Here is a 23602-nt window from a genome sequence, read left to right on the forward strand (position 1 = left end):
TGTGTTACCTCTCTGAGTTAAGCCTTGGAGCTTCCCGTCTTTTTGTTGTCGTCAACGATCCGGAACGAATGGCTGCCCCAACGAAGCCGGCGTGTTCATCATCGTCAGCCGCTTGTTGCGCGAGATTAGAACGAGAACCACGATGGTTGCCAGATAGGGCAGCGAAGAAAGAAACTGCGAAGGCACCGGAATGCCAAAAGCCTGTGCATGAAGCTGGCCGATCCACACCGCGCCGAAGATATAGGCGCCGGCCAGCACCCGCCACGGACGCCAGGAAGCGAACACCACCAGCGCCAGCGCGATCCAGCCGCGGCCCGCGCTCATGTTCTCGACCCATTGCGGCGTGTAGACCAGCGACAGGTGCCCGCCGGCAAGGCCGGCGCAGGCGCCGCCGAAGATCACGGCGAGATAGCGGTAGCGGATGACCTTGATGCCGAGCGCGTGCGCCGACGTATGGCTGTCGCCGATCGAACGCAGCGTAAGCCCCGTGCGTGTCCTGAACAGGAACCACATCACCGCCGCGGTCAGCGCGATCGAGATGTAGAATACCGGATCCTGGCCGAAGATCAGCTTGCCGACGATCGGGATCGAGCTGATCCCGGGAATGTCGAGGTTGGGCAGCCTGACGCCCGGCTGGCCGACGAAGCTGGTGCCGATCATGCCGGAGAGGCCGAGGCCGAGCAGCGTCAGCGACAGGCCGGTCGCCACCTGGTTGGTCGCGAGCGACAGCGTCATGACGGCGAACAGCAGCGAGAACAGCGCGCCGACGATGATCGCGGCAAGCAGGCCGATCCACGGCGATCCGGTGAGATAGCCGGCGCCGAAACCGCCCACGGCGCCCATGATCATCATGCCCTCGACGCCGAGATTGAGCACGCCGGAGCGCTCGACCACAAGCTCGCCGATCGCCGCGATCAGGAGCGGCGTCGCCGCGGTCGCGATGGTCAAAAGGATGTTGACGGTGATGTCCATCAGCGGGCCTCCCCGAGCTTGGGCGCTGCTTCGAGCGCCGCGCCCTTCGGCTTCGTCAGCGCCATGCCGATCAGGCGGATGCGGTAATGGATGAGCGTGTCGCAGCCGAGCACGAAGAACAGAAGCATGCCCTGGAAGACGCGCGCCACCTTGTCGGAAATGCCGAGCGCGCTCTGCACCGCCTCGCCGCCGAGATAGGTCAGCGCCAGCACCAGGCCTGCCGCGACGATGCCCAGCGGATTGAGGCGCCCAAGGAAGGCGACGATGATGGCGGTGAAGCCGTAGCCGGGCGAGATCACCGGCTGCAACTGGCCGATGGCGCCGGAGACCTCGGAGATACCCGCCAGACCGGCCAGCGCCCCGGACAGAAGGAAGGCGAAGAACACCATCTTGTTGAAGCCGAAGCCGGCAAAGCGCCCTGCCCTCGGGCTTGAACCCAGCACGCGGACCTCAAACCCTTTCAGCATGCGGCTCATCATCAGCCAGATCGCCACCGCGGCGACCAGCGCGAAGACGAAGCCCCAATTGGCGCGGCCGGCATCCGGCATCAGCTCAGGCAGCACGGCGGAATCGCCGAACTGGATGGTTTGCGGGAAGCCGTGGCCTTGCGGATCGCGCCATGGGCCGCGCACCAGCCAATCGAGGAAAAGCTGCGCGACATAGACCAGCATCAGGCTGGTGAGGATCTCATTGGTGCTGAAGCGGGTCTTCAGGAGCGCCGGGATCGATGCGTAGAAGGCGCCGCCGACCATGCCCAGCAAAAGCATCAGCGGGATCACCAGCGGGCCTTCGAATTGCGGGAACAGCACCGGGATGATCGAGCCGAAGATCGCGCCGAAAATGAACTGGCCTTCGGCGCCGATGTTCCAGATATTGGCCTTGTAGCAGACCGACAGGCCGACCGCGATCAGGATCAGCGGCGCTGCCTTGATCGCCAGCTCATGCAACTGCCAGACCTGGCTGACCGGCTCGACGAAATAGATCTCGAACGCGTTGAGCGGATTGACGCCGAGCAGCGCAAACATGATGGCGCCGGCAATGATCGTCAGCACGAAGGCGATGAAGGGCGACAGCATCGAGAACAGCGCCGAGCGCTGCGGGCGTTTGACGAGTTCGATGCGCATCATGCGACCTCCAAGCTGTGTTCGGCATGGCCGGGCTCGGCGCCGCCCATCAACAGGCCGACCTTCTCGAAAGTCGCCTCGGCGATCGGCAGCGGCGTCGACAGTTCTCCGTTGTGCATGACGGCGATGGCGTCCGACAGTTCGAACAATTCGTCGAGATCCTGGCTGATGACCAGGACAGCGGAGCCGCTCCGGGCGAGCTCGATCAAAGCCTGGCGGATGTGAGCGGCCGCACCTGCGTCCACGCCCCAGGTCGGCTGGTTGACGATCATGACGCTGGGCCTGCGGTCGAGCTCGCGGCCGACGATGAATTTCTGCAGATTGCCGCCCGACAATGCGGCGGCCTCCGGATCCGGCGCGCTCTTGCGCACGTCCATGGCTTTAATGATGCGCTGGGCGGCGCTGTAAACCGCGCCGTTCTTCACCGTGCCGCCCGAACCGACGAAAGCCTTGCCGTCGGTGGCGTGACGAGACAGAAGCAGGTTCTCCGAAAGCTTCATCCGCGGCGCCGCGCCATGGCCGAGCCGCTCCTCCGGCACGAAGGCGGCGCCCATCAGCCGCCGGCCGGTGATCGACAGGCTACCGGCGTCCTTGCCGCGGATGCGCACGGAACCGGCGTCCTGCTGCAGCACCTCGCCGGAGACGGATTCGAAGAACTCACCCTGGCCGTTGCCGGCGACGCCGGCGATGCCGATCACTTCACCGGCACGTACGGTGAGGTTGATGTTCTTGAGCGGGATGGCGAAGGGCGTCGCCGGCTTGCGGCTGAGGCTGCGGATTTCCAGCAGCGCCGGCGCCGTTTCGATGCCTTCCGCCGGCGCACGCACGACCGCCTTGACCTCGCTGCCGACCATCATGCGGGCAAGCGATGCGGCGGTCTCCTCACGCGGATTGCAGTGGCCGACCACCTTGCCGTGGCGAAGCACCGTGGCGCGGTCGCAGATGCGTTTGACCTCTTCCAGCCGGTGCGAGATGTAGAGGATCGACTTGCCTTCCGAGCGCAGGCGCTCCAGCGTCTCGAACAGCTTGTCGGCCTCCTGCGGCGTCAGCACCGAGGTCGGCTCGTCGAGAATGATGAGCTGCGGCGTCTGCAGCAAGCAGCGGATGATCTCGATGCGCTGGCGTTCGCCGACAGAGAGATCTCCGACCAGCGAGTCCGGATCGAGCGGCAGTCCATAGCTGAAGGACAGCGCCCTCGCCTTCGCGGCAATCGTGCTGATCGGCGAACCATCATTGAGCGAAAGCGCGATATTCTCGGCCGCCGTCAGCGCTTCGAACAACGAGAAATGCTGGAACACCATGCCGATGCCGAGCTTCTTGGCCACGCCCGGGCTGGTGATCTTGACCGGCGTGCCGTCCCAGAAGATCTCGCCCGAGTTCGGCTCGAGCGATCCGAACAGCATCTTGACCAGCGTCGACTTGCCGGCGCCGTTCTCGCCGAGCAGCGCGTGGATCTCGCCCTTCGCGATGTTGAGATCGATGTGATCACACGCCGTCAGCGTGCCAAAAATCTTAGTAAGGCCACGAACCTCGAGCAGGTTCGACCTGTCATGATTTGCACTCACAGTGCCTCCCATCCAGTTTCCCGGATATGTTCTGTGTTCCCGCGATCATGGTATGCGCGGCCGGCTCCCATCGGAAAGCAGCACCCAACTTGAAAGAGCTTCAAGAATTTCAGCGGAAACTCAAGGGCTAAGATAGATCTCTTGAGAACAACGGCAAATCCGCATCGCTTTTCAGGCAAGCCGTGCCTTCGGGCACGGCAAGCCGCTGAAAAACAAGGCAGCCGGCTAGAGCACGGTGCCGAAAGGTGTAAAGCGGTTTTCCGTCCGGAATTGCGATAGAGCGGTACGCCGCTTCCCTGAAGCGCTCTAAGGAATGAGGATAGTCGTGCCCGTCGTTTTGCGCGCTTCGAGATCAGCTTGCGCCTTTGCGGCGTCCTTCAACGCATAGCGCTGGTTGATCTTGATCTCGACGACGCCGCTCTTGACCACGTCGAAAAGTGCTTCGGCCGACTTCACCAAATCCTCGCGCCTGGCATTGTAGACGAAGAGCGTCGGCCGGGTCGCGTAGAGCGAGCCCTTCTGCGCCAGCAGCGATATCGAGAAAGGCGGGATCGGCCCGGACGACTGGCCGAAGCTGACGAACATGCCCAACGGCCGAAGGCAGTCGAGCGATGCCGGAAAGGTGTCGGCGCCGACGGAATCGTAGACGACGTCGCATTTCTTCCCGCCGGTAAGCACCGCGACGCCGGCGACGAAATCCTGCTCCTTGTAGTTGATGACATGATCGAACCCATGCGCCCGGGCGAGCTCGATCTTGTCGGCGGAACTCGCGGTGCCGATCACGGTTGCGCCAAGATGCTTTGCCCATTGGCCGAGGATCAGCCCGACGCCGCCCGCGGCGGCGTGGTAGAGGATCGTGTCGCCGGCCTTGACCGGGAAGGTCCGGCGCAAGAGGTACTCCGCCGTCATGCCCTTCAGCATCATCGCCGCCGCCTGCTCGTCGCTGATGCCGTCCGGCACTTTGACCACGCGGTCTGCGGCGATCACCCGTTGCTCAGCGTAAGCCCCGACATTGACGGCATAGGCGACGCGGTCGCCTGGCTTCAGCCAATCGACACCGGTGCCGAGCGCCTGCACGACGCCTGCCGCCTCGCCGCCCGGGATCAGCGGAAAACCGCCGAGCGGCGGGTAAAGTCCGGAGCGATAATAGACATCGATGAAGTTGAGGCCGATCGCCGTGTGCCGGATCAGGATTTGGCCTTCTCCCGGCTGGCCGGGATCGGCATTTTCATAAGCCAGGACTTCGGGGCCGCCATTGGCGTGGATGCGGATTGCCTTGGACATCGCTCAAACTCTCTGAAGGGTACGTGCACAATCTGGAAACATAATTCCGAAAGGGAGAACCGGTTTTCGGAAAATCATGCGCCGATAGACAGCTAGGGCCAGGATGACCATTGAGCCAAAAATATCCTGATCCAGGATCAGGGCTTCTTGGCGCCCAGATTGGGAAACATCTGCATGACGCCCCCGATGCAGGCGAGATAGAGGCCGGTGATTGTGATGCCGATCTTGGTGAAATCGCTGACCTGCTCCCCCAGCACGCCGATCTTGTCATAGAAGGCGGCGAGTGCCGCCTGCGCCAGCGCCAGCGCGCCGAAGGCGCACCACAAAAGCGTCATGCCGAGATTGACCGGCCTCAGCCGCACGACACGGACCGGATGGATGAAATTGATCGGCACGAAAGTCAAAATGCCGGCAATCACCACCACGGCGAAAGACACCCATTGCCCAGGCTCGATGACGAAGAGCGTGAACACCACCATGTTCCAGACGACCGGGAACCCCTTGAAGAAGTTCTCCTTCGTCTTCATTCCGGTGTCGGCATAGTAGATCGCGCTGGAGACGACGATGATAGCCGCCGACAGGAAGGACAGATTCTCGCCCATGAAGCCGCGCTGATAGAGCGCGAAGGCCGGAATGAGCACGTAAGTGACATAGTCGATAATGTTGTCGAGGAGTTCGCCCGACCATGTCGGCAGGATTTCCTTCACCTCGAGCTTCCTGGCGATCGGGCCGTCGATGCCGTCGACGAACAGCGCCAGGCCCAGCCACCAGAACATCGCCGTCCAGCGCTCCTCGCTGGCCGCCACCAGCGACAGGAAGGCAAGGAATGATCCCGACGCGGTGAGGAGATGCACGGAAAACGCGCGCGCCTGCGGCCACGTCACCTTTTTCTTCGGCAGCGGGATGCGTTGCGCGATCTTCTTGGCTGCCTTGCCGGCCCTTGTGTTCTTGCTCACGGTCCCCGCCAGTCCAGCTTGCAGATTTCGGCCGAGCGGCCGGCGAAATTCCAGTTGCGGCCGAAGGCGCGCATCTTGCTCTTGTCGGACTTCGCCACGATGATCTCCGGCGCGATCCAATATTCGGAATTGGTGATCACAGTATCCTTGTCACGGTCCTTGCCGGGAATGGGCGTCACCGCGCCGTCGATAATCTTGGGAATCTGGAAGACACGTGTCTTGTCGCGGGTCTCGTAGGTGATCGGCACCTGCTCGACGCCGAGGAATTTCCCGACGAGGATCGACAACAGCGAGGTGGTGCCGCCGGCCTTGCCGGTGAAGATCTTGGTCAGCGCCTTCACCGCATAGATCGAGGCGCGCTTGTCGATGAACAGGCCGGCCGTCCAGTTGCCGCGGCTCATGTAACCGGGAATTTCCATGATCAGGCCGAGATTGAGGCCAGAAAGGTCGGCCTCGCCGAAATGGCCCGCATCGATGCGGAAGCCTGCCCAGGTCTGACAATAGCCCTCGGTCGGCGGATGGCTGCCGAGCGACAGAACGCAGGGACAAAAAACCGTGCAATTGCAGGAGAGTACCAGCTCCCCTTTCATTGCCCAGCTTTGATCGGTCATCGAATTCTCCCTCACGCCGAAACTAATAGCAGGGCAGCCGCCCATACAAGCAGTATCGCACCGGCAACCCGGCTGGCCACCCTGCCGGCGGTCTGTTTCTCGATCAGGGTGAACAGGCCGATCAGCGCCATCCAGAAGACGTTCATCGCCCCGACGGCAAACATCACCAGCATCAGCGCCCAGCAGCAACCGAGGCACCAGACGCCCTGTTCCAGGCCGAGCCGGAAGATGCGGCGCGGTTTCGCGCTCCAGTTGGCGAACAGGATCGAGAACGGGTTGCGGCATTTTTCCAGGCATGCCTGTTTCAGGCCGCTGAATTGATAGAGGCCGGCGACAAGCAGCGCGGCGCCGCCGGCGAGGCCGACGGCAGGATCAAGCATCCGGCCGGAACCGGCAAAGGCGTAGGCCGCGAGCGTCAACACGGTGAAACCCACGGATGCGGCAAGCCATGTGGCGAGGTATCCGGCGACAAGCACCAGCGGATGAACGACCGGCTCGCCCTTGATCCTCGCGGTATCGGCGATTTCGCAATAGGTGCGGATCAGCGGCGCCGCCGAAGGAAGCATCGTCGCCACGGCCATCAGGAACCACATCAACACAAGCGCCGATTCTTGCAGGCCGGTCGGGCCGGCAAGCGGCGCCGGCGCGAGGCAAAGAGCGAAGAACCGGTCGAGAAAATCCGGCAACGGCAGGCTCGGCAGATTTTTCAGCACCATATCGCCCGGCGCGCCGGCCGGGCGGCTTTCGGCGCCGCGGATCGCCATTGCGCCGAGAAGGAACCAGGCAAAGGCTATGCCGATGCCGATGGTGAGCATGACCGCGAGGCGCGGGCTGCGCGCCACGCCCGCCGTCGCGCGGCCGGCGCGGTCGAGATGGCTGAAATCATGCTGCTCGCCGCTCATGGCAATCGAATGGGCTGAATCGCCGCGTTGATCAAGCCGGCCGATCTGACCTATATCCCGATGAAGGCCCGACGGGTCGCCTCGCATTGTGGAAGCCTGGCGTGGAGCACAACGATAAAGCCCGCATCCTGGTTGCCGGCAGCGGTCCTGCCGGCCTGATCGCGGCGCTCGGCTTTGCCGAGGCCGGCTTCGGCGTGATGCTGGTCGGCCCTGAGGTCAACAGCGCCGACGGCCGCACCACGGCCCTCATGAACCCGGCGCTGAAGGTCCTCGACCGGCTGGGTGTCCTTGCCGAACTGAGGACGCAGGCCGCGCCGCTCAAGGCGATGCGCATCGTCGACGCCACAAGGCGGCTGATCCGAAGCCCAACCGTGACCTTTCGCGCCAGCGAGATCGGCGAGGAACAGTTCGGGCTCAATTTGCCCAACAAGGCTCTCATCCCCATCCTTGCCAGGGCGGTTTCAGCTCATGGTCGTATTCATTGGCTGAAATCCACCGTCGCGTCCTGGAACCTGGACGCCGACCAGGCCCATGCAAGGCTGGCCGACGGCAGCGAAGTCTCGGCGTCGCTGGTGGTCGCCGCCGATGGGCGCCTGTCTCCGGCGCGGGAAGCCGCCGGCATTCGCGCTTCCGCGCGGCCCTATCCGCAGTCGGCGCTCGTCCTCAATTTCGCCCACCGCAGCGAGCACGGCTTCGTCTCGACCGAATTCCACACCGAAACGGGGCCGTTCACACAGGTGCCGCTGCCCGGCAGGCGCTCGAGCCTTGTCTGGGTGGTGAGGCCGGAGACGGCGCGGGAGCTTGCGGCGCTCGACGATGCAGCCCTGTCGGGCCGTGTCGAGGAGCAGATGCAGTCGATGCTTGGCCGGGTCTCGGTCGAGCCCGGCCGCCAGGTCTATCCCTTGTCGGCGGCCTCGCCCGGCCGTTTCGCACAAAACCGCGTCGCGCTGGTCGGCGAAGCGGCGCATGTGTTTCCGCCGATCGGCGCCCAAGGCCTCAACCTTGGCATCAGGGATATCGAAGATCTGATTGGAATCGCGAGTGAAAACAGCAGCGATCCCGGATCGCGCCGGGCCCTCGCCGCCTATGACACGAGGCGCCGGCCCGACATATGGGCCCGCAGCGGCGCGGTGAACCTGCTCAACATGTCGCTCTTGTCCGACATGCTGCCGGCGCAACTGGCACGCAGCGCCGGCCTCTCTGCGCTGGGCAGCTTCGCGCCGCTGCGCGCCTTCTTCATGCGCGAGGGGCTGCGACCCGGCAGCGGCTTTCGTGCCATTGCCGGCGGCCTAAGGAAAGAGGTCGGCCGGTAGGATCGCATAAGGCAGCGCGGTTGCCGTCATCACCGAGAAGCATGTCGCGATCAGCACGCTGGCCGAGGCCCGCTGCACCCACACGTCATGTTGCTATCCGATCACGAAGACGTTGGTCGCTGTCGCTGGCCCGTTGCTTCGGCCAGGGTCACTCGTTCGGCTATTGAATTGCGGCAGTGTCTGCGCCAAATAGGCCCAAGCCCAAAGTCGGGGTCGATTTTTGGCTGGCTGACGTGTAAATTCAAGGTCTTAGGCGCCCTGTGCGCGGCCAAGAGAGGCGCCTCGGAACCTAAGTGGTGAATGCTATGAAAACAGCCAAGTTCTCGATCGGGCAAGTGGTTCGCCACAGGCTGTTTCCGTTCCGCGGCGTGATCTTCGACGTCGATCCCGAATTCGCCAACACCGAGGAATGGTACGAGGCCATTCCGGCCGACGTGCGCCCGCGCAAGGACCAGCCGTTCTACCATCTTCTGGCGGAGAATTCTGAGACCGAGTACATCGCCTACGTGTCCGAGCAGAACCTGCTCGAGGACCGGTCGGGCGAGCCGGTGCGGCATCCGCAGATCGGCGAGATGTTCGACAAGCTGCCGGACGGCCGCTACGAACCGAAGCGCCAGTCGAAGCACTGAGGCGCAAAAGCACATCGCCCAGAGCATTTCACCGTTTCCGTGAAACGGTGAAATGCTCTATCTCCTTGTTTTTACGCAATTCCGGACGGAAAACCGCTCACACTTTTCCTGGAATTGCTCCAAGGAGCGCAACGCGTCGACAACAAAAAAGCGGAGCATTTGCCCCGCTTTTGTTGTTCCGAAAAACGCGCTTGCGCGATCAGTTTGCGGTCTTGGCCTTGTCCTGCTCGTCCTTGAGCTTCTTGGCGAAGTCCTGGTTGTTCTTGGCGACGAAGTCCTGCAGCTTCTTCTGCCGGTCCTCGATGTCTGACTGCTGCAGCGGCGGGCCGTCGTAGGCGCCGCTGAAGCCGGTCAGCGCGACCTTGATCGGGTTCGGCTGGTTCTGGAAATTGATCGAAGTGAGCGAGATCGCCTGGCCCTTCTTGAATGACGCGACGAGCTGGTCGGTCAGCGGCACTTCGGCCACGCAGCGATCCGGGAAGCAGATGACGTAGTCGAGCTTCTGCGCCTTGCCGGCATCGATCTGCAGACCGATGCCAGGAGGAATGAGGCGCCCGGTCGGCACCGTGACCTGGAAGACCTTGCGGTTCACCTTGCCCTTGAGCTCGATCAGGCTGACGCCGGTGACGAGCTGGCCGTTGCCGGCAGTGACGATGTTCTGCACATTGCAGATGTCGACGTCTTCCTGCTTGGTGCAGGCCTTGAACCAGCCCTGCGGGATCTGCGGCTGCTGTTGGGCCGAGGCGGTGAAAAGCCCGGCGCCCAGAACGCCGACCACGCCTGCGGCCAGCACCGAAAGGCGGTACGCGTTGATCGTCATATGGTGCACTTTCCTCTCAAATGATCCCGGGGACCGGCTTCTTCGTGCCGTGTGGTCCAGCTACCTGTTGCCCAAATGAGGCAACAGGATGACTTCGGAGCGCGTGTTACACTGCCAGGGGCGCCGAATCCAGCCCGGTTTCCGCGATTTCTTCGCGGTTTCGTGTGCCAGGGCGGGGCGTCGATTGGCGGCGGAGCGGCTGAGCCCTATTCCCGTTGGCGCGCCGATTCAATCGGATGGCGAAATGCTCTACGGTGCATGGCGAATCACAAAGCCGCCCGGCAAGGAGACGGTCATGGACCGCGTTCTCGTTCGGCTGATCGCCGCGACCTCGTTTCTGGTTCTTTCGCTCCTTCCGGCACAGTCGGAGCCGAAGCACGGTATTGCCATGCAGGGCGAGCCAGCGCTGCCGCCCGACTACCAGCATTTCGACTACGTCAATCCGGACGCGCCGAAAGGCGGAAGCGTCACCTATTGCGTCGTCGGCTCCTTCGACAATCTCAACCCCTTCATCCTGAAGAGTCTGCGCACCACCGCGCGCGGCATGATCGACACGGTCTACGGCAACCTCGTCTTCGAGCCGCTGATGCAGCGCAATTATAACGAGCCCTTCAGCCTCTACGGCTTGATCGCCGACAGCGCCGATATGGATCCGGAGCGCAAGAGCATCGAGTTCCATTTGAATCCCAATGCCAAATGGTCGGATGGCCAGCCGGTGACGCCGGAAGACGTGCTGTTCACCTACGATGTCTTCACCGACAAGGGTCGCCCGCCCTACAGCGATCGCATGAGCATGATCGCCAAGCTGGAGAAGACGGGCGAGCACAGCGTCAAGTTCACCTTCAACGACAAGGCCAATCGCGAATTTCCGCTGATCGTCGCGCTGACGCCGATCATCCCCAAACATGCCTTCGACAAAGAGACCTTCGACAAGACGACGCTGAAGCCGCTTATCGGCAGCGGCCCCTACACCGTGGACAAGGTGCTGCCAGGGCAGCGTATCGTCTTCAAGCGGAATCCGGATTACTGGGGCAAGGACCTCCCGTCCAAGCGCGGCTTCGACAATTTCGACCAGGTCACCATCGAGTATTTTCTTAACGCCAACGCCAAGACGGAAGCGTTCAAGAAAGGCATCTGCGCCCTCGACGACGAGACCGATCCGGTCAAGCGCAAGCGCGACATTGATTTTCCGGCCTTCCGAAGAGGCGATGTGAAGGAAGAATATTTCAACACCGGCATTCCCCCTGTGGTGACCGGCTTCCTGTTCAACACCCGGCTGCCCAAATTCGCTGATCCCGTGGTCCGCCGCGCGCTCGGCATGCTCTACGACTTCGAATGGACGAACAAGAATCTGTTCGGCGGCAAGTTCAACCGCACCATGAGCTATTGGCAGAATTCCGAATTGTCCGCGCTCGGCCACCCAGCCGACGATCGTGAAAAGGCGCTGCTTAGGCCCTATCCTGGCCGCGTGCCGCCCGACGTGATGGACGGCACTTGGCGTCCACCCGTGACCGATGGTTCGGGCCAGGATCGCAAGGTGCTCAAAGCCGCCTTCGAGTTGCTGAGGAGCGCGGGCTTTCAGGTGAGGGACGGCAAGATGCTCGACCCGCAGGGAAACCCTTTCGGCTTCGAGATCCTGACCTCCTCGCAGGATGAAGAGCGGCTGGCGGCCATCTACCAGCGCACGCTGGAAAAGATCGGCATCGACGTCGGTATACGCACGCTCGACGGCGACCAGATCCAGTCGCGCAAGCAGCGTTTCGACTTCGAGGTTCTAATCGGGACAAGCGGCTTCAGCAATTCACTGTCGCCGGGCAGCGAGCAGGTCGGCCGCTGGGGCTCGGTCGCCGCGAAAACGGAAGGATCGTTCAATCTCGCCGGTGTTGCCGATCCGGCGATCGACGCCGCGATCGACGCGATGCTGAATGCCCGCACCAAGGAGGACTATGTCGCGGCGGTGCGTGTCCTCGACCGGCTGCTTATTTCAGGCAACTACATGGTGCCGATGCAATACAACACGCAGCAATGGCTCGCTTACTGGAGTTATCTGGAACATCCGCAAAAGACCCCCATATTCGGCTATCAGCTGCCGACCTGGTGGCGAAAGCCAAACTGACGCAAGAAGCCCAGCCCATCGGGACCGAACAGGAGACGAGCATGAGCGCCGAGAACTCCATCACCGTCGACGTGGTGTCCGATGTCGTCTGTCCCTGGTGCTTCATCGGCCAGAAGCGTTTGGATAAGGCCATTGCTGCTGCAAGCGGCATCGACGTGCAGGTCCGCTGGCGGCCATTCCAGCTCGATCCGACCATTCCGCAGGGAGGCATGGACCGCCGCCAATACATCCTCGGCAAGTTCGGCAGCGAGGAACGCATTCAGCAGATTCACGCGCGCATCGAGCCGCTCGGCGAAGCCGAGGGCATCCATTTTGCATTTGGCGCCATCAAGGTCGCCGCCAACACGTTGGACGCTCATCGCGTCATCCGCTGGGCGGGCGCTGCCGGCGAGGACGTGCAGAACCGGCTGGTGCGCCGCCTCTTCCGGCTGAATTTCGAGGAAGGCGCCAATATCGGTGACCATGCCGTGCTGGTGAAGGCCGCCGGCGAGGCCGGCATGGATGCATCCGTGGTCGAGACGCTGCTGCCGACCGATGCTGACGTCGAGGCCGTCCGCAACGAGATCGCCACCGCTTCGCGCATGGGCATCACCGGCGTGCCCTGCTTCCTGCTCGAAGGCAAATACGCGGTAATGGGCGCGCAAGATGCCGATACGCTTGCCGACGCGATCCGCCAGGTGGCCCAGGCCAAGGCGCGCGGCGAATTGGAAACCACCGCAGGCTGAGCCTTCCTTCTACGCAATTCCGGGCGGAAGCCGTCGCGCACCGTTCCTGGATTGCTCCTACCTGACAGTCGGCTCGCCACACGATCTGGTGAATCGCCCTGAAGACGGCGCTGAGCTAAAACCCGGCAGGGTTTAACTGATTTGAGGGGCACCGAATGACGGTCAGGCGTCGCGCATTGTTGCTGCTGTGCTTGCCTTTCGCTCTCGGGCTTTCGCTGACATTGCAGCGCGTGTCGGCCGAGGAAGCCGTCATGTCGGCGACTTTTGAAGGCAAACCCTGGACAGCGTCTTTCACCATGGCCCAGACGATGCAGATGGGCGGCAAGCCGATGCTGAACTTGTCGGGAACCGAGCAGGGCTCGCCGACCAAGACCTTCAATTCGATGCTGGTGCTCAAGGATCCGAACGACCTTGCCGGCAGCTATAAGCTCAAGACCGGGTCCGCCGCGAACAGCGCCAATTTCAATATGCTTGATTCCGGCGCCATGGTCGGCCTTGTCCGTTTTGCCAGCGGCGAGATCGTCATCGACAAATACGACGCAGCCGCAAAGACCATTTCCGGTCATTTCAGTGCCTTGGGAAAAGACGAATCCGGCAAGCCTGAAGGGCTCACGGACGGCAAATTTTCGGGCATTCTGGTCGCCGCGCAGTAGCCATTTCGGCTGAGCGGCGCCTCTTTTTTGTTCACAAACCCGTGTTTTTTGCTTCCCTTAGGGAAGCGTTCCGTCGGCTGGCTTAATTGCCCTTAACGCCGTGGAATAAAACCCAAAATCTGAGCGATGAATGAACTCCCGGCAGCAGCCTCCTGTTGCCCGCGCGCCACGGCGGGTAACCTTGTTCACATTCTCCGCCAGAAAATTAATGGAAAATGATCAATTGGTGTTACCCTATGTAACAAAACTAAGACAGGTTTGGGCGGGATCGTGATTCGGGTCGGTAGACCGCGACGTACAATACCGGAGCCAATATCCAGCGAGGCAAAAACCTCGCCCCTGACGCCGGTATCGTCGATGCGTACATTCTGGGGGCTGATGCGAGCCTACTGGTTTTCCGACCGGTGGAAGGAAGCCTGGACCCTCACCATCGTCATCGCGCTGCTGACGGCGCTGTCCAGCAAGGCTGGCGTCTGGTTTGCCGTGGCGCTGGGCGAGCTGGGCAATTCGATCGCCTTCTTGCACGACGCTGCCAACACTCACCCCTTGCAGACCATTCTGACCAATGCCGGCATATTGGTGCTGCTGGTGGTGCTGAAGGATGCCGGCCTTACCGGGGTGCGCAATCTCGTTTCGACGACTTTGCACCGCAAATGGCGAGGCTGGCTGAACAACCAGTTCAACCAGGCCTTGCTCGACGGCAACCATACCCATTTCCATGCGCAGCACGGCTCGGTGGCGGGCGGCATCGTCGCTCCGGACAACATCGATCAGCGCATCCAGGAATCGATCAAGGACATGACCGGCGGCGCCATCGGGCTTGCCATGGGCGTGTTGGGTGTGACGACTTCGCTTTATTTTATCGGCGAAAACCTGATTGGATCCTCGGTCGAAGTTAAAGGCCTGGAGTTCCTGGGCAGCTATGGCACGGCGGTGCTGGCTTTCCTTGCCGTCGCCACCTACGTGCCGCTGAATACGTGGATCGCCATCAAGCTCGGGCGATTGCTTGAGCGGCTCAATGTGCGCATGCAGCAGGCCGAGGGCAGCTACCGCAGCGAGCTGACGACATTCCTGCGCCGCAGCTTCCACGTCGCCGCCTCGCATGGCGAAGGCGTGCAGAAGTCGATGCATGACAGGCTCTATGTCGACATCGACAAGACGTGGGGGCGGCTCAATATCGTCAACACAAGCTACACGTCGTTCGAGCTGATCTACAATTTCGTCGGCGCCCGTATCGTTGCTTACGCCCCGGGCCTCGTGTCGTTCATCCATAATCGTCTCGACTACAAGGGCTACATCACCGGCTCTGAAATGGTCGCCCAGTTGATCAGCCAGTGCTCGTGGTTCATCCATGTGATGCCGGCGATTGCGACGCTCAGGGCCAACAGCCAGCGCGTGACCGAACTCGCCGACGCCATCGAAAACGTCCAGCACCCGCGCGAATTCTATCAGCAGACCGGCCGCTCCGACTTCAGCTACGCCAGCCAGAATCCGGTCTTCGGCCTCACCATCCAGAAGCTCGAACTGGCGCATCAGGGCGAAGATGCGACGCCCTTCCTCAGTGCCGCCAATCTGCGCTTCCGCCGCGGCGAATGGACCTTCCTCAAGGGCGAGTCCGGCTGCGGCAAGACTTCGCTGATCAAAGCGATCAACGGCCTGTGGCCCTACGGTCGCGGCACGATCGTCTTCCCGGAGGGCGTGACGAGCTTCTACGCCGCTCAAGAAGTCAAGCTGCAGCAGGTCTCGCTGAAGCAGCTCGTCTGCCTGCCGGGTTCAGAGAGCGATCATGGCGACACGCAGGTTGCGGCCGCCCTGCACAAGGCCGGTCTCGGCGACTTCATCGGCCACCTGGCCGATGAAAGCCGCGAGGGCAAGATCTGGGACCAGGTGCTTTCGGGCGGCCAGAAGCAGAAGCTGGTGGTCGCGCGCATCATCCTGCAGCAGCCGGGACTTCTGTTCCTCGACGAGGCGACCGGTGCGCTCGACCCTGAAGGCAAGATAGCCTTCCACCAGGCGATCAAGGACAATTGCCCGAACGTCACCGTCATCAGCGTCATGCATGAGGCGGTGGCGCCGCGCTCGCTGTCCGGCGAGGAGTTCTATCACAGCGTGGTTTCGATCGCCGACGGCGTGGCCACCAAGAAGCCGCTTGCTCCCAGCCTGCCGCGCGAGCTCACCACCATTCTCACCCAGTCCCGGCCGGTCGAGGACAAGTGGTTGCGCTTCCGCCGGCTGAAGCAGAAATAGCCATACCAAGCCTTTGACCGGCGACCGTCGCACGGCCTGGACTCTCGTCGATCACAGTCTCGCGATCCGGCCTGCTCGCATCCACTTTCAGCGCCCTTCGCGATTGACTCGGCAAAAACCCCTCCTATGTTGCGCCCGCTTGCCAAATTCAAACTCGAACCTCGCGAGCAGAAAGGTCAACCCGCCATGCCTGGCGACAGTCACAGTCGAACGCAACCGCCGTCCGCCCTGACGTGACCTGACGGCTCACGTCCTGCCGGACGGCATGGAGTGAGCCATGAACGAATTCGCACCCGTATTGGACGACGAAGCCGTCGCCATAGCCCGTGTTCTTGCCAACGATCACGTCGCAGACGTCGTCGAAGCTCTCAACCACGAGCCCCGCGAGACAGCGATCGAGCTTCTCTGCGCAGTGCCGTTCGAGCGGCTGGTGGAGATTTTCGACCAGCCCGAGCTCGAAGCAGCACCCGAGCTTGCCGAGGCCCTGCCACGCCCGAAGGCGAGCAAGCTCCTGACCGCCATGTCGGTCGACCGCGCCGCCGACATCCTGCGCGAGCTGGACGAACCGGCCCGCTCGGAGCTGCTCGGCGCCTTGGCGCCGCCGCTGCGGGCGACGCTGCTGTCCATCCTGGGATACCCGGAAGGCAGCGCCGCCTCGATTATGACGACGGAATTCGTCAGCGTGCCTTCGGACTGGACCGTCGGCCGCACGCTCGACTACATCCGTAAGGTCGAGCGCACGCGCGAAACCATCTACGCCATCTACATCGTCGATCCGGACACGCATCTCCTGCTGCGGGCGACCGGATTGCGCCGGCTGATCACCGGCAACCCGGAGGATTCGATCCTGTCGGTGGCACCCGACCGCATGCCGGTGACGGTGACGCCGCTCACCGATCGCGAGACCCTGGCGCAGACCATCTCCAAATACGACCTGCTGGCCTTGCCTGTCGTCGACCACGGCAGGATCCTCGGCATCGTCACCGTCGACGACATCATCGACACGATGATCGAGGAGACGACCGAGGACGTGCATCGTTTCGGCGGCATGGAGGCGCTGGACGAGCCTTATATGAAGATGGGTTTCCTCGCCATGATCCAGAAGCGCGCAGGCTGGCTCTGCGCGCTGTTCCTCAGCGAAATGCTGACGGCAAACGCCATGCAGAGCTACGAGGGTGAGCTGGAGAAGGCGATCGTGCTGACGCTGTTCGTCCCGCTGATCATGAGCTCCGGCGGCAATTCCGGCTCGCAGGCGACGTCGCTCGTCATCCGCGCGCTGGCGCTGCGCGAGATCGGGCTGCGCGACTGGTGGCGGGTGGCGCTTCGCGAGTTGCCGACCGGGGTGGTGCTCGGCTCGATCCTCGGCATCGTCGGCATCTGCCGCATCGCGCTCTGGCAACATTTCGGCTTCTACGACTACGGTCCGCACTGGATGCTGATCGCGGCGACGGTGGGCGCGGCGCTGGTCGGCATTGTCACCTTCGGCTCGCTGTCCGGATCGATGCTGCCCTTCGCGCTGAAGCGCATCGGCTTCGACCCCGCAAGCGCCTCGGCGCCGTTCGTCGCCACGCTGGTCGATGTCACCGGGCTGGTGATCTACTTCTCGGTGGCGCTGGTGATCCTGCGCGGCACGCTTCTTTAGATCAGGATGACGTTTCGTTGAATTGCTATCCTGATCTAACTGTTTGTTGGAGCATGATCTTCTCCGAAAACCGGTTCCCACGTTTCGGGATCATACTCTAGGCTTGGGACTTATCGCCGCCGGCATTGCCGGCGGCGGCTTGTCTCATCATCGGGCTTGCCGACCATAGACCGCGTCGCGCAGCGAGCCCGGGAAAGCGCCCGTCGAATTGCAGACCAGCTGAATGTCAGACCCGTTCGCCGTTCTTCACGCGATAGGTCGGCTTGTACATCGTCACCAGCTCCTCGGCCGCGGTCGGATGCACGGCCATGGTGCGGTCGAAGTCCTCCTTGGTGAGGCCAGCCTTCAGCGGGATACCGAGAAGCTGCGCCATCTCGCCGGCATCCGGGCCCAGAATGTGGGCGCCGATCACCTTCCTGGACGCTCCGTCGACCACCAGCTTCATCAGCATCTTCTCGTCGCGGCCGGACAGCGTGTGCCGCATCGGGCGGAATGACGCGCGATAGATCTCGACGTCGGGGAAGCGCTTGACTGCGTCGTCTTCCGACAGGCCGACGGTGCCGATCTCCGGCTGCGAAAAAACCGCCGTCGGAATGGTGTCGTGGTCCGGCGCGGTTGGATTGTCCTTGAAGGCGGTCTCGATGAAGCACATCGCCTCGTGGATGGCGACCGGCGTCAGCTGCACGCGATGGGTGACGTCGCCGATCGCCCAGATGTTGTCGACATTGGTGCGTGAATATCGGTCGACGACGATTGCGCCCGTCTTGCCGAGTTCGATGCCGATGCCTTCCAGGCCCATATTTTCGGTGTTGGGAATACGCCCGATCGCCAGCATCACCTGGTCGACCGTCAGTGTTTGGCCGGAAGACAGCAACACATCCAGCCTCCCCGCTGGGGTCTTGCGCACCCGTTCCGAAACCGCGGGGCAGAGGATCTTGATCCCCTTTTTCTCCATCGTCTCATGCAGCGAGCGGCGCAGATCCATGTCGAAGCGGCTGAGGATCTCCTGGCCACGATAGACCAGCGTAGTGTCGACGCCGAGGCCGTGGAAAATGTTGGCGAATTCCACGGCGATGTAGCCGCCGCCCTCGATCATGATCGCCTTCGGCAGTTCCTTGAGATCGAAGGTGTCGTTGGAGAAGATGCAATATTCATGGCCGGGCAGCGCCGGATGCGGCGCCGGACGGCCACCGGTGGCGATCAGGATATGGTCGGCGCTGACCGTGCGGTCCTCGGCAACCAGATAGATGCTGTGGGCGTCGACGAGCACTGCGCGTGAATGAAAGGTCTCGCCGCCGGCGCCTTCGACATTCCTCTTATAGATCGCCTCGAGCCGGGCGATCTCCTTGTCCTTGTTGGCGACCAGCGTCGGCCAGTTGAAGCTCGCCTCGGCCACGGTCCAGCCATAGCCGGCGGCGTCGGCGAAATGTTCAGGAAACTGCGAAGCATAGACGTAGAGCTTCTTCGGCACGCAGCCGCGGATGACGCAAGTGCCGCCGAACCGGTACTCCTCGGCGATGGCGACCCGCTTGCCGAGGGCCGCCGCCACCCGGGCCGCCCTCACCCCGCCTGAGCCGCCGCCGATGACGAACAGATCATAGTCATAAGCGGCCATCGCTTGGGCTCCTGCGGATGAGAAAGTCGGGGGTCACAGGTAGGCTGCCAAGCGGCAAAAGAAAAGCCCGGGGAACCCGGGCTTTGTGGTCCAGTGCCGTGGGCCTGTAATGCGGCTCAGTTCTGCGAGTCGTCCGCAGGGGCCGAATTGTCGGCGGGCGCCAAATTGTCCGCCGGAGCGGAATTGTCGGCGGGCGCCGTGGCGGCCGGAGCCGGTGCTGCCGGCGCCGCCGCCTTGGCCGCGGCCGCGAGCGTCTCGCCAACCTGCTGGGCGAGGTCGCGCGCTACGCCGTTTTGCCAGATGTCGGCGGCCTTCACGAGGTCACGTGTCACCGCGGGGCCGCTATCCAGCAGCTTCTTGCCGGCTTCCGAGCTGTAGAAGGCGGCGATGTCGTTGAGGTCTTTCTCGGAGAAAACCTTGGCATAGGCCATGGCCGCCTCCTTTTCGAGGTCGGCGCGCCGCGAGGCCATGCCGAGCGCCTTCTCGGTCACTGTCTTGCCGATCAGCTCCTGCATGTCCGGGTTCTTCTGGATGAGCTGTGACTCCAGTGCCGCTGCCGCCTGCGGCAGGATGTTGTCGAACGAGTCCGTGGCGTGGATCGCCGCGACCGCCGCACGGGCGGCCTTAAGGTGCGATTCGCTGACATCCTGCGCAAACACCGGCGAGGACAGCGCAAGAACGGCCGAGGCCGCCAGAAGCGTCGAAAGGCGGCGAACTCGTTTAGACAACATCATAGTCGGTAGAACTCCCTGGTTTCAGGCTGCATGGACGGTTTCGATACCGTCGCCGCCGGCGATGATGGCCGTTGACGCCAGCCCGATGAATAGACCGTGCTCGACAACGCCTGGAACGGCGAAGAGAGCATTCGAAAGCGCTCTTGTATCCGGAATGCGGCCAAAAGATGCATCGAGGATAAAGTGGCCGCCGTCTGTAACAAATGGCTGGCCCCCCGTCATCCTCAATGTAACCGGGCCGGAAAGGCCGAGCTTTGCCGCGGCGGCTCGAATCGCGATCTCGGTGGCGCGAAGGCCGAACTGGTTGACCTCGATCGGCAGTGGGAACCGGCCGAGGGTCTCGACCAGCTTGGACTTGTCGGCAATGACGATCATGCGATCGGACGCCGCCGCGACGATCTTCTCACGCAGCAGCGCGCCGCCGCCGCCCTTGATCAAGGTCAGGTCCAGGTCGACCTCGTCGGCGCCGTCGACGGTAAGGTCGAGTTCCGGCGTGTCTTCCAGTGTAGACAGCGGCACGCCGAGCTCGCGGCAGAGCGCCGCGGTGCGCTCGGAAGTCGGCACGCCGATGACCTTGAGGCCGGTCGCAACCTTCTCGGCCAGCAGCCGCACGAATTCTTCCGCCGTGGTGCCGGTGCCGATGCCGAGCCGCATGCCGCTGCCGACATGGGCGAGCGCGGCCCGCGCGGCTTCGACCTTCAACTGCCTTGCATCCATGGGGAGCCCCGATTTCGCCGGTTTCGCGCGCCTCCTAGCATTTTTGCCTGCCCCGTCAAAGGCTCCCGTTAAAGCCTCTGTGGACCGATCGAGGCTTCTTGCTTGAACCCGGCCCAGCCTGTATCGGCTGCGGCAACTCAATTGCCGCAGGACCGCCCATGACTCGCCCGATCATCGTCTTCGACCTGGATGGAACGCTGATCGACACCGCGCCCGACCTGCTCGACAGCCTCAACCACAGCCTGGCGGCAAACGATCTTGCCGCTGTCGATGAAGCCGGCTTCAGGCGCTTCGTGGGCCATGGCGGCCGCGTCATGATCGAACGCGCGCATGCCGCGCAGAACAAGGCACTGGTGGCGGAGGAGCACGACCGGCTGCTAAAGCTGTTCCTCGACCATTATACGCTGAACATTCCCGGCAAGTCCCGCCCCTACCCCGGCGTCATCGCTGCGCTCGATCGTTTTCAGGCCGCGGGTTATCTGATGGCGGTTTGCACCAACAAATATGAAGCGAATTCCGCGACGCTGATCGGCGCGCTTGGCATGTCGAACTATTTTGCCGCGATCTGCGGCCAGGACACTTTCGCTTTCCGCAAGCCCGACCCGCGCCATCTCACCGAGACGATCAGGCTCGCCGGCGGCGATCCGCACAACGCCGTGATGGTCGGCGATTCGCAAACCGACATCGACACCGCCAAGGCGGCCGGCATTCCCGTGGTCGCGGTCGATTTCGGCTATACCGATCGGCATGTGCGCGAATTCGAACCGACCCTGGTGATCTCGCATTTCGACACGCTGACGCCTGAATTGGCGGAACGGTTGATCGCAGCGGCGCGCTGAGCGGAACTCGGATCGAGACGGTCGAGAAACCGGAAACCGGTCCGCGCGATAAGCTTGGCACATCGCCTTGACTTCGCGCGCTCGCCTACCTTATATCGCGGCTCGCTTCGGCCTTCGGGCCTAAGGCGGGCGATTAGCTCAGCGGGAGAGCACACCCTTCACACGGGTGGGGTCGCAGGTTCAATCCCTGCATCGCCCACCATCTAACCTCCCGAAATGGTTAGATGACTTAGCTTCCAAACAAATTCCGAAAACTGCCATCGGCGCGTAACTGTCGCGCAGCGATTTTTGACCTCGGCCTGGTGCAGAGTCTGGACCTGATGAATGCAACGTTGCGAGGTTCTCCCCGCATAATGGCGCCTTGATCAACTTGCTGGCGGGCACGAATGCCGTCGTCGCCTAAATCAGCCCCCGCCTCACATTCATACGCGTCACGGCCGTCACCAGAACGGCGCCGGTCATGAAATAGAGGGTGGCGATGATGTGTCCTTGATGGAAATGCAGCCCGGCAAACAGCAGGGCCGTGATCACGGCAAGAAAGGCGATGACGCGGGAGAATGCATCGGGCATGGGGCGACCTTGTGCAATGTGTTGAGCCGGCCGCCCTCATTCAGCCGCTCGCTCCATAGAGCGGTTTTCGATTTTTCGCAATCGGCCTTGAGGTCGGACTGATCAGCGCCTGCCGCGCGGCGGCGCTCCGGCGGTCCTAGACGAGGTCCACTTCCACCCACAGCCCACCTGGTCCCCGGGCAGGATCGCGCGGCGCGCTGCGCACCGCCTGGACCGAACCGGACGGCGCGGCATAAGCCGGCTTTTCGTTCTTGTCGGCCAACCATGGATCGTCGGCGCGGATGACGCGGCCCTTTGTCTTTGCCTCGAGCGCGGTCAGGATGCCGTCATAGGGCATCTCGCCCCAGTGCACTTTCAAGGCGTCGACCTTGTTGGTAGGGATGAAGGCCGACAGGTCAGCGCTGGTCAGCAGATCGAAACCCTGTTTCTGCGGCGTGGCGTTCTGGCTGCCGTGATGGGCGACCTTGAGATAGACGGTGCGCGCCAGAAGATCGGCCGATGTGACGGTGCCCTGCCCCACCGGCCATTTCAGATCCTTCCAGCTCAGCCAGTTGCCGATCTGGGCGTCGCCCGGGAACAGCAGCACCCGGCCCGAGTCGGTGAACTCGAAGGCAAGCACCAGGCTGGTGTTGTTCACGCCGCGGTCGAGCTGCAAAGCAAGGTCGGCGGCGATCCCCATCCAATCGGCGTCGATGCGCCGCCAGGACTGGTCGCGGTCTTCCATGAATGCCGCGGCCGAAACCGGTCCGGAATAATGCTTGCGGACAAAGGCGGCGATGTCGATGGCCGGGTCGCTGCCCTTGTCGCCGGTGAGCGCCGCGGAAAGCGGCGTGCCGACATTGCGCTCGAACGGACTGAGCTCGTCGACGTAATCGGCATCGGTCGCCTCGTTGACCTTGAGGCCGCTTGCCAGCGCCCGCGCGAACGGGCCGCCGCTGGCCAGAGGGAACATCTCGCTCGCCTTTTCCTCCAGCCGAAGCGCCGCCTTGTCGCGTGGCGGGCCGAGCACATAGACGCGCAGGTTGGGCAATGCGTCGATCGTCACCGGTGGCCCGCCGGGCTCGAAATAGGTCGGTGACGGCTTCTGCGAAAGCTCGGCGGCAGCGTCGCGGGCCGAGCGCACCCGCTCACCGGCCGCGCCGAACTGGAAGCCGAGCACCGATTGCAGCCCGTCGCGGACACCGGCCATGTAGGAACTGAGCCCCTGCATTGCGTCGAGCTTCTGACCCACGCCTTGCAGCGCGGCGATCGCCTGGCCCTTGAACTTGTCGAGCTCCGCGGCCTCGGTATCCGCCGGATTCTCGGTCCACGCCATCCAGACGTCGCCAACGACAAAATCCCTGAAAAGGTCCTTGGCGGTCAGGAAGCCGGAGACATGATCCCAGTGTTCGTGCGTGACGACGAGGATGTCGATCTTGCCGCTGGTCTCTTTCTTGAGGTCGGCGACAATGTCGGCGACCAGCGCCGGGCCGCCGGTGATCGAAGCATGGATACCGCAATCGATGAGCATACGGAAAGGCTTTCCATCCGCCTTCTTGAAAGTAAGCAGATGGCAATCGCCGATCCCT

At 62.8% G+C, this 23602-nt stretch carries 21 protein-coding genes, 1 tRNA gene and 1 pseudogene; 9 read left to right on the forward strand and 14 right to left on the reverse strand.

What is annotated here, in order from left to right:
• Window positions 1–51 precede the first annotated feature (51 nt).
• From O7A05_RS18090 to O7A05_RS18120, 7 genes are all read right to left on the reverse strand, one after another.
• Window positions 52–972, reverse strand: a complete 921-nt coding sequence (locus O7A05_RS18090; RefSeq protein ID WP_337094361.1) for an ABC transporter permease — start codon at window positions 970–972, stop codon at window positions 52–54.
• Window positions 972–2099 (reverse strand): ABC transporter permease, encoded by a 1128-nt coding sequence (locus O7A05_RS18095; RefSeq protein WP_337094362.1) that lies wholly within the window; start codon window positions 2097–2099, stop codon window positions 972–974. The genes O7A05_RS18090 and O7A05_RS18095 overlap by 1 nt, the downstream gene beginning before the upstream one ends.
• Window positions 2096–3673 (reverse strand): ABC transporter ATP-binding protein, encoded by a 1578-nt coding sequence (locus O7A05_RS18100; RefSeq protein WP_337094363.1) that lies wholly within the window; start codon window positions 3671–3673, stop codon window positions 2096–2098. Before O7A05_RS18100 ends, O7A05_RS18095 begins: the two co-directional genes overlap by 4 nt.
• 294 nt (window positions 3674–3967) lie before the next feature.
• The gene (locus O7A05_RS18105) at window positions 3968–4945 is read right to left on the reverse strand and encodes a quinone oxidoreductase family protein (RefSeq protein WP_337094364.1); all 978 of its coding nucleotides are present in this window, start codon (window positions 4943–4945) and stop codon (window positions 3968–3970) included.
• Between the two features lie 137 nt (window positions 4946–5082).
• Complete coding sequence (gene pcsA, locus O7A05_RS18110; protein ID WP_337094365.1) at window positions 5083–5901, reverse strand: phosphatidylcholine synthase; 819 nt, start codon at window positions 5899–5901, stop codon at window positions 5083–5085.
• Window positions 5898–6512, reverse strand: a complete 615-nt coding sequence (locus tag O7A05_RS18115; RefSeq protein WP_337094366.1) for a DUF1326 domain-containing protein — start codon at window positions 6510–6512, stop codon at window positions 5898–5900. The genes pcsA and O7A05_RS18115 overlap by 4 nt, the downstream gene beginning before the upstream one ends.
• Before the next feature lie 11 nt (window positions 6513–6523).
• Window positions 6524–7414 carry a DUF2182 domain-containing protein gene (locus O7A05_RS18120; RefSeq protein WP_337094367.1) on the reverse strand — a complete coding sequence of 297 codons (891 nt, stop codon included), beginning with the start codon at window positions 7412–7414 and terminating at the stop codon, window positions 6524–6526.
• A 101-nt stretch (window positions 7415–7515) separates the two neighbouring features.
• Between O7A05_RS18120 and O7A05_RS18125 the strand changes: the two genes are divergently transcribed.
• Window positions 7516–8727 carry a UbiH/UbiF family hydroxylase gene (locus O7A05_RS18125; RefSeq protein ID WP_337094368.1) on the forward strand — a complete coding sequence of 404 codons (1212 nt, stop codon included), beginning with the start codon at window positions 7516–7518 and terminating at the stop codon, window positions 8725–8727.
• Here the strand turns inward: O7A05_RS18125 and O7A05_RS18130 are convergent.
• A pseudogene (locus O7A05_RS18130) lies at window positions 8704–8850 on the reverse strand (AEC family transporter); the annotation flags it as partial. The gene O7A05_RS18125 and the pseudogene O7A05_RS18130 overlap by 24 nt on opposite strands.
• 182 nt (window positions 8851–9032) lie before the next feature.
• Between O7A05_RS18130 and hspQ the strand changes: the two are divergent.
• The gene (gene hspQ, locus O7A05_RS18135; protein ID WP_040983419.1) at window positions 9033–9356 is read left to right on the forward strand and encodes a heat shock protein HspQ; all 324 of its coding nucleotides are present in this window, start codon (window positions 9033–9035) and stop codon (window positions 9354–9356) included.
• A 199-nt stretch (window positions 9357–9555) separates the two neighbouring features.
• Here the strand turns inward: hspQ and O7A05_RS18140 are convergent, their stop codons facing one another.
• The gene (locus O7A05_RS18140; RefSeq protein WP_337094369.1) at window positions 9556–10176 is read right to left on the reverse strand and encodes an invasion associated locus B family protein; all 621 of its coding nucleotides are present in this window, start codon (window positions 10174–10176) and stop codon (window positions 9556–9558) included.
• 295 nt (window positions 10177–10471) lie between these two features.
• On the opposite strand from O7A05_RS18140, the gene O7A05_RS18145 reads away from it, so the two are divergent.
• From O7A05_RS18145 to mgtE, 5 genes are all read left to right on the forward strand, one after another.
• Entirely contained in the window at window positions 10472–12292 is a 1821-nt protein-coding gene (locus O7A05_RS18145; RefSeq protein ID WP_337094370.1) for an extracellular solute-binding protein, read from the forward strand.
• A gap of 41 nt (window positions 12293–12333) precedes the next feature.
• The gene (locus O7A05_RS18150; RefSeq protein ID WP_337094371.1) at window positions 12334–13017 is read left to right on the forward strand and encodes a DsbA family oxidoreductase; all 684 of its coding nucleotides are present in this window, start codon (window positions 12334–12336) and stop codon (window positions 13015–13017) included.
• A 155-nt stretch (window positions 13018–13172) separates the two neighbouring features.
• Window positions 13173–13670, forward strand: coding sequence for a DUF6252 domain-containing protein (locus O7A05_RS18155; RefSeq protein WP_337094372.1), 498 nt, complete (start codon window positions 13173–13175; stop codon window positions 13668–13670).
• A 357-nt stretch (window positions 13671–14027) separates the two neighbouring features.
• Entirely contained in the window at window positions 14028–15917 is a 1890-nt protein-coding gene (locus O7A05_RS18160) for an ABC transporter ATP-binding protein/permease (protein WP_337094373.1), read from the forward strand.
• 277 nt (window positions 15918–16194) lie between these two features.
• Entirely contained in the window at window positions 16195–17559 is a 1365-nt protein-coding gene (gene mgtE / locus O7A05_RS18165) for a magnesium transporter (protein ID WP_337094374.1), read from the forward strand.
• Window positions 17560–17785: 226 nt separating this feature from the next.
• On the opposite strand, the gene gor is transcribed toward mgtE, so the two are convergent.
• The 3 genes from gor to rpiA form a co-directional block, all read right to left on the reverse strand.
• Window positions 17786–19174: a glutathione-disulfide reductase gene (gene gor, locus O7A05_RS18170; RefSeq protein ID WP_337094375.1), complete on the reverse strand. Its 1389-nt coding sequence runs from the start codon at window positions 19172–19174 to the stop codon at window positions 17786–17788.
• Window positions 19175–19290: 116 nt separating this feature from the next.
• The gene (locus O7A05_RS18175) at window positions 19291–19908 is read right to left on the reverse strand and encodes a DUF2059 domain-containing protein (RefSeq protein ID WP_337094376.1); all 618 of its coding nucleotides are present in this window, start codon (window positions 19906–19908) and stop codon (window positions 19291–19293) included.
• A 21-nt stretch (window positions 19909–19929) separates the two neighbouring features.
• Entirely contained in the window at window positions 19930–20625 is a 696-nt protein-coding gene (gene rpiA, locus O7A05_RS18180; RefSeq protein WP_337094377.1) for a ribose-5-phosphate isomerase RpiA, read from the reverse strand.
• A gap of 158 nt (window positions 20626–20783) precedes the next feature.
• On the opposite strand from rpiA, the gene O7A05_RS18185 reads away from it, so the two are divergent.
• A complete protein-coding gene (locus O7A05_RS18185; protein ID WP_337094378.1) occupies window positions 20784–21464 on the forward strand; it encodes a phosphoglycolate phosphatase in 681 nt (226 codons plus the stop codon).
• Between the two features lie 127 nt (window positions 21465–21591).
• A tRNA-Val gene (locus tag O7A05_RS18190) sits at window positions 21592–21666 on the forward strand.
• Between the two features lie 197 nt (window positions 21667–21863).
• Here O7A05_RS18190 and O7A05_RS18195 read toward each other — a convergent pair.
• A complete protein-coding gene (locus O7A05_RS18195) occupies window positions 21864–22034 on the reverse strand; it encodes a hypothetical protein (RefSeq protein ID WP_337094379.1) in 171 nt (56 codons plus the stop codon).
• A gap of 136 nt (window positions 22035–22170) precedes the next feature.
• On the reverse strand, window positions 22171–23544 hold the full coding sequence (locus O7A05_RS18200; RefSeq protein ID WP_337094380.1) for an MBL fold metallo-hydrolase: 1374 nt from the start codon (window positions 23542–23544) through the stop codon (window positions 22171–22173).
• Window positions 23545–23602: the final 58 nt, after the last annotated feature.

This window comes from Mesorhizobium argentiipisi (SeqCode) (assembly GCF_037179585.1).
Taxonomy (GTDB): Bacteria; Pseudomonadota; Alphaproteobacteria; order Rhizobiales; family Rhizobiaceae; genus Mesorhizobium; species Mesorhizobium argentiipisi.

Bases quoted from the DNA above. Each gene is read 5' to 3' on its own strand.
- O7A05_RS18090 (WP_337094361.1), bottom strand. From the start codon at position 972: ATGGACATCACCGTCAACATCCTTTTGACCATCGCGACCGCGGCGACG.
- O7A05_RS18095 (WP_337094362.1), bottom strand. From the start codon at position 2,099: ATGATGCGCATCGAACTCGTCAAACGCCCGCAGCGCTCGGCGCTGTTC.
- O7A05_RS18100 (WP_337094363.1), bottom strand. From the start codon at position 3,673: ATGGGAGGCACTGTGAGTGCAAATCATGACAGGTCGAACCTGCTCGAG.
- O7A05_RS18105 (WP_337094364.1), bottom strand. From the start codon at position 4,945: ATGTCCAAGGCAATCCGCATCCACGCCAATGGCGGCCCCGAAGTCCTG.
- O7A05_RS18115 (WP_337094366.1), bottom strand. From the start codon at position 6,512: ATGACCGATCAAAGCTGGGCAATGAAAGGGGAGCTGGTACTCTCCTGC.
- O7A05_RS18120 (WP_337094367.1), bottom strand. From the start codon at position 7,414: ATGAGCGGCGAGCAGCATGATTTCAGCCATCTCGACCGCGCCGGCCGC.
- hspQ (WP_040983419.1), top strand. From the start codon at position 9,033: ATGAAAACAGCCAAGTTCTCGATCGGGCAAGTGGTTCGCCACAGGCTG.
- O7A05_RS18140 (WP_337094369.1), bottom strand. From the start codon at position 10,176: ATGACGATCAACGCGTACCGCCTTTCGGTGCTGGCCGCAGGCGTGGTC.
- O7A05_RS18145 (WP_337094370.1), top strand. From the start codon at position 10,472: ATGGACCGCGTTCTCGTTCGGCTGATCGCCGCGACCTCGTTTCTGGTT.
- O7A05_RS18150 (WP_337094371.1), top strand. From the start codon at position 12,334: ATGAGCGCCGAGAACTCCATCACCGTCGACGTGGTGTCCGATGTCGTC.
- O7A05_RS18155 (WP_337094372.1), top strand. From the start codon at position 13,173: ATGACGGTCAGGCGTCGCGCATTGTTGCTGCTGTGCTTGCCTTTCGCT.
- O7A05_RS18160 (WP_337094373.1), top strand. From the start codon at position 14,028: ATGCGTACATTCTGGGGGCTGATGCGAGCCTACTGGTTTTCCGACCGG.
- mgtE (WP_337094374.1), top strand. From the start codon at position 16,195: ATGAACGAATTCGCACCCGTATTGGACGACGAAGCCGTCGCCATAGCC.
- gor (WP_337094375.1), bottom strand. From the start codon at position 19,174: ATGGCCGCTTATGACTATGATCTGTTCGTCATCGGCGGCGGCTCAGGC.
- O7A05_RS18175 (WP_337094376.1), bottom strand. From the start codon at position 19,908: ATGATGTTGTCTAAACGAGTTCGCCGCCTTTCGACGCTTCTGGCGGCC.
- rpiA (WP_337094377.1), bottom strand. From the start codon at position 20,625: ATGGATGCAAGGCAGTTGAAGGTCGAAGCCGCGCGGGCCGCGCTCGCC.
- O7A05_RS18185 (WP_337094378.1), top strand. From the start codon at position 20,784: ATGACTCGCCCGATCATCGTCTTCGACCTGGATGGAACGCTGATCGAC.
- O7A05_RS18195 (WP_337094379.1), bottom strand. From the start codon at position 22,034: ATGCCCGATGCATTCTCCCGCGTCATCGCCTTTCTTGCCGTGATCACG.
- O7A05_RS18200 (WP_337094380.1), bottom strand. From the start codon at position 23,544: ATGCTCATCGATTGCGGTATCCATGCTTCGATCACCGGCGGCCCGGCG.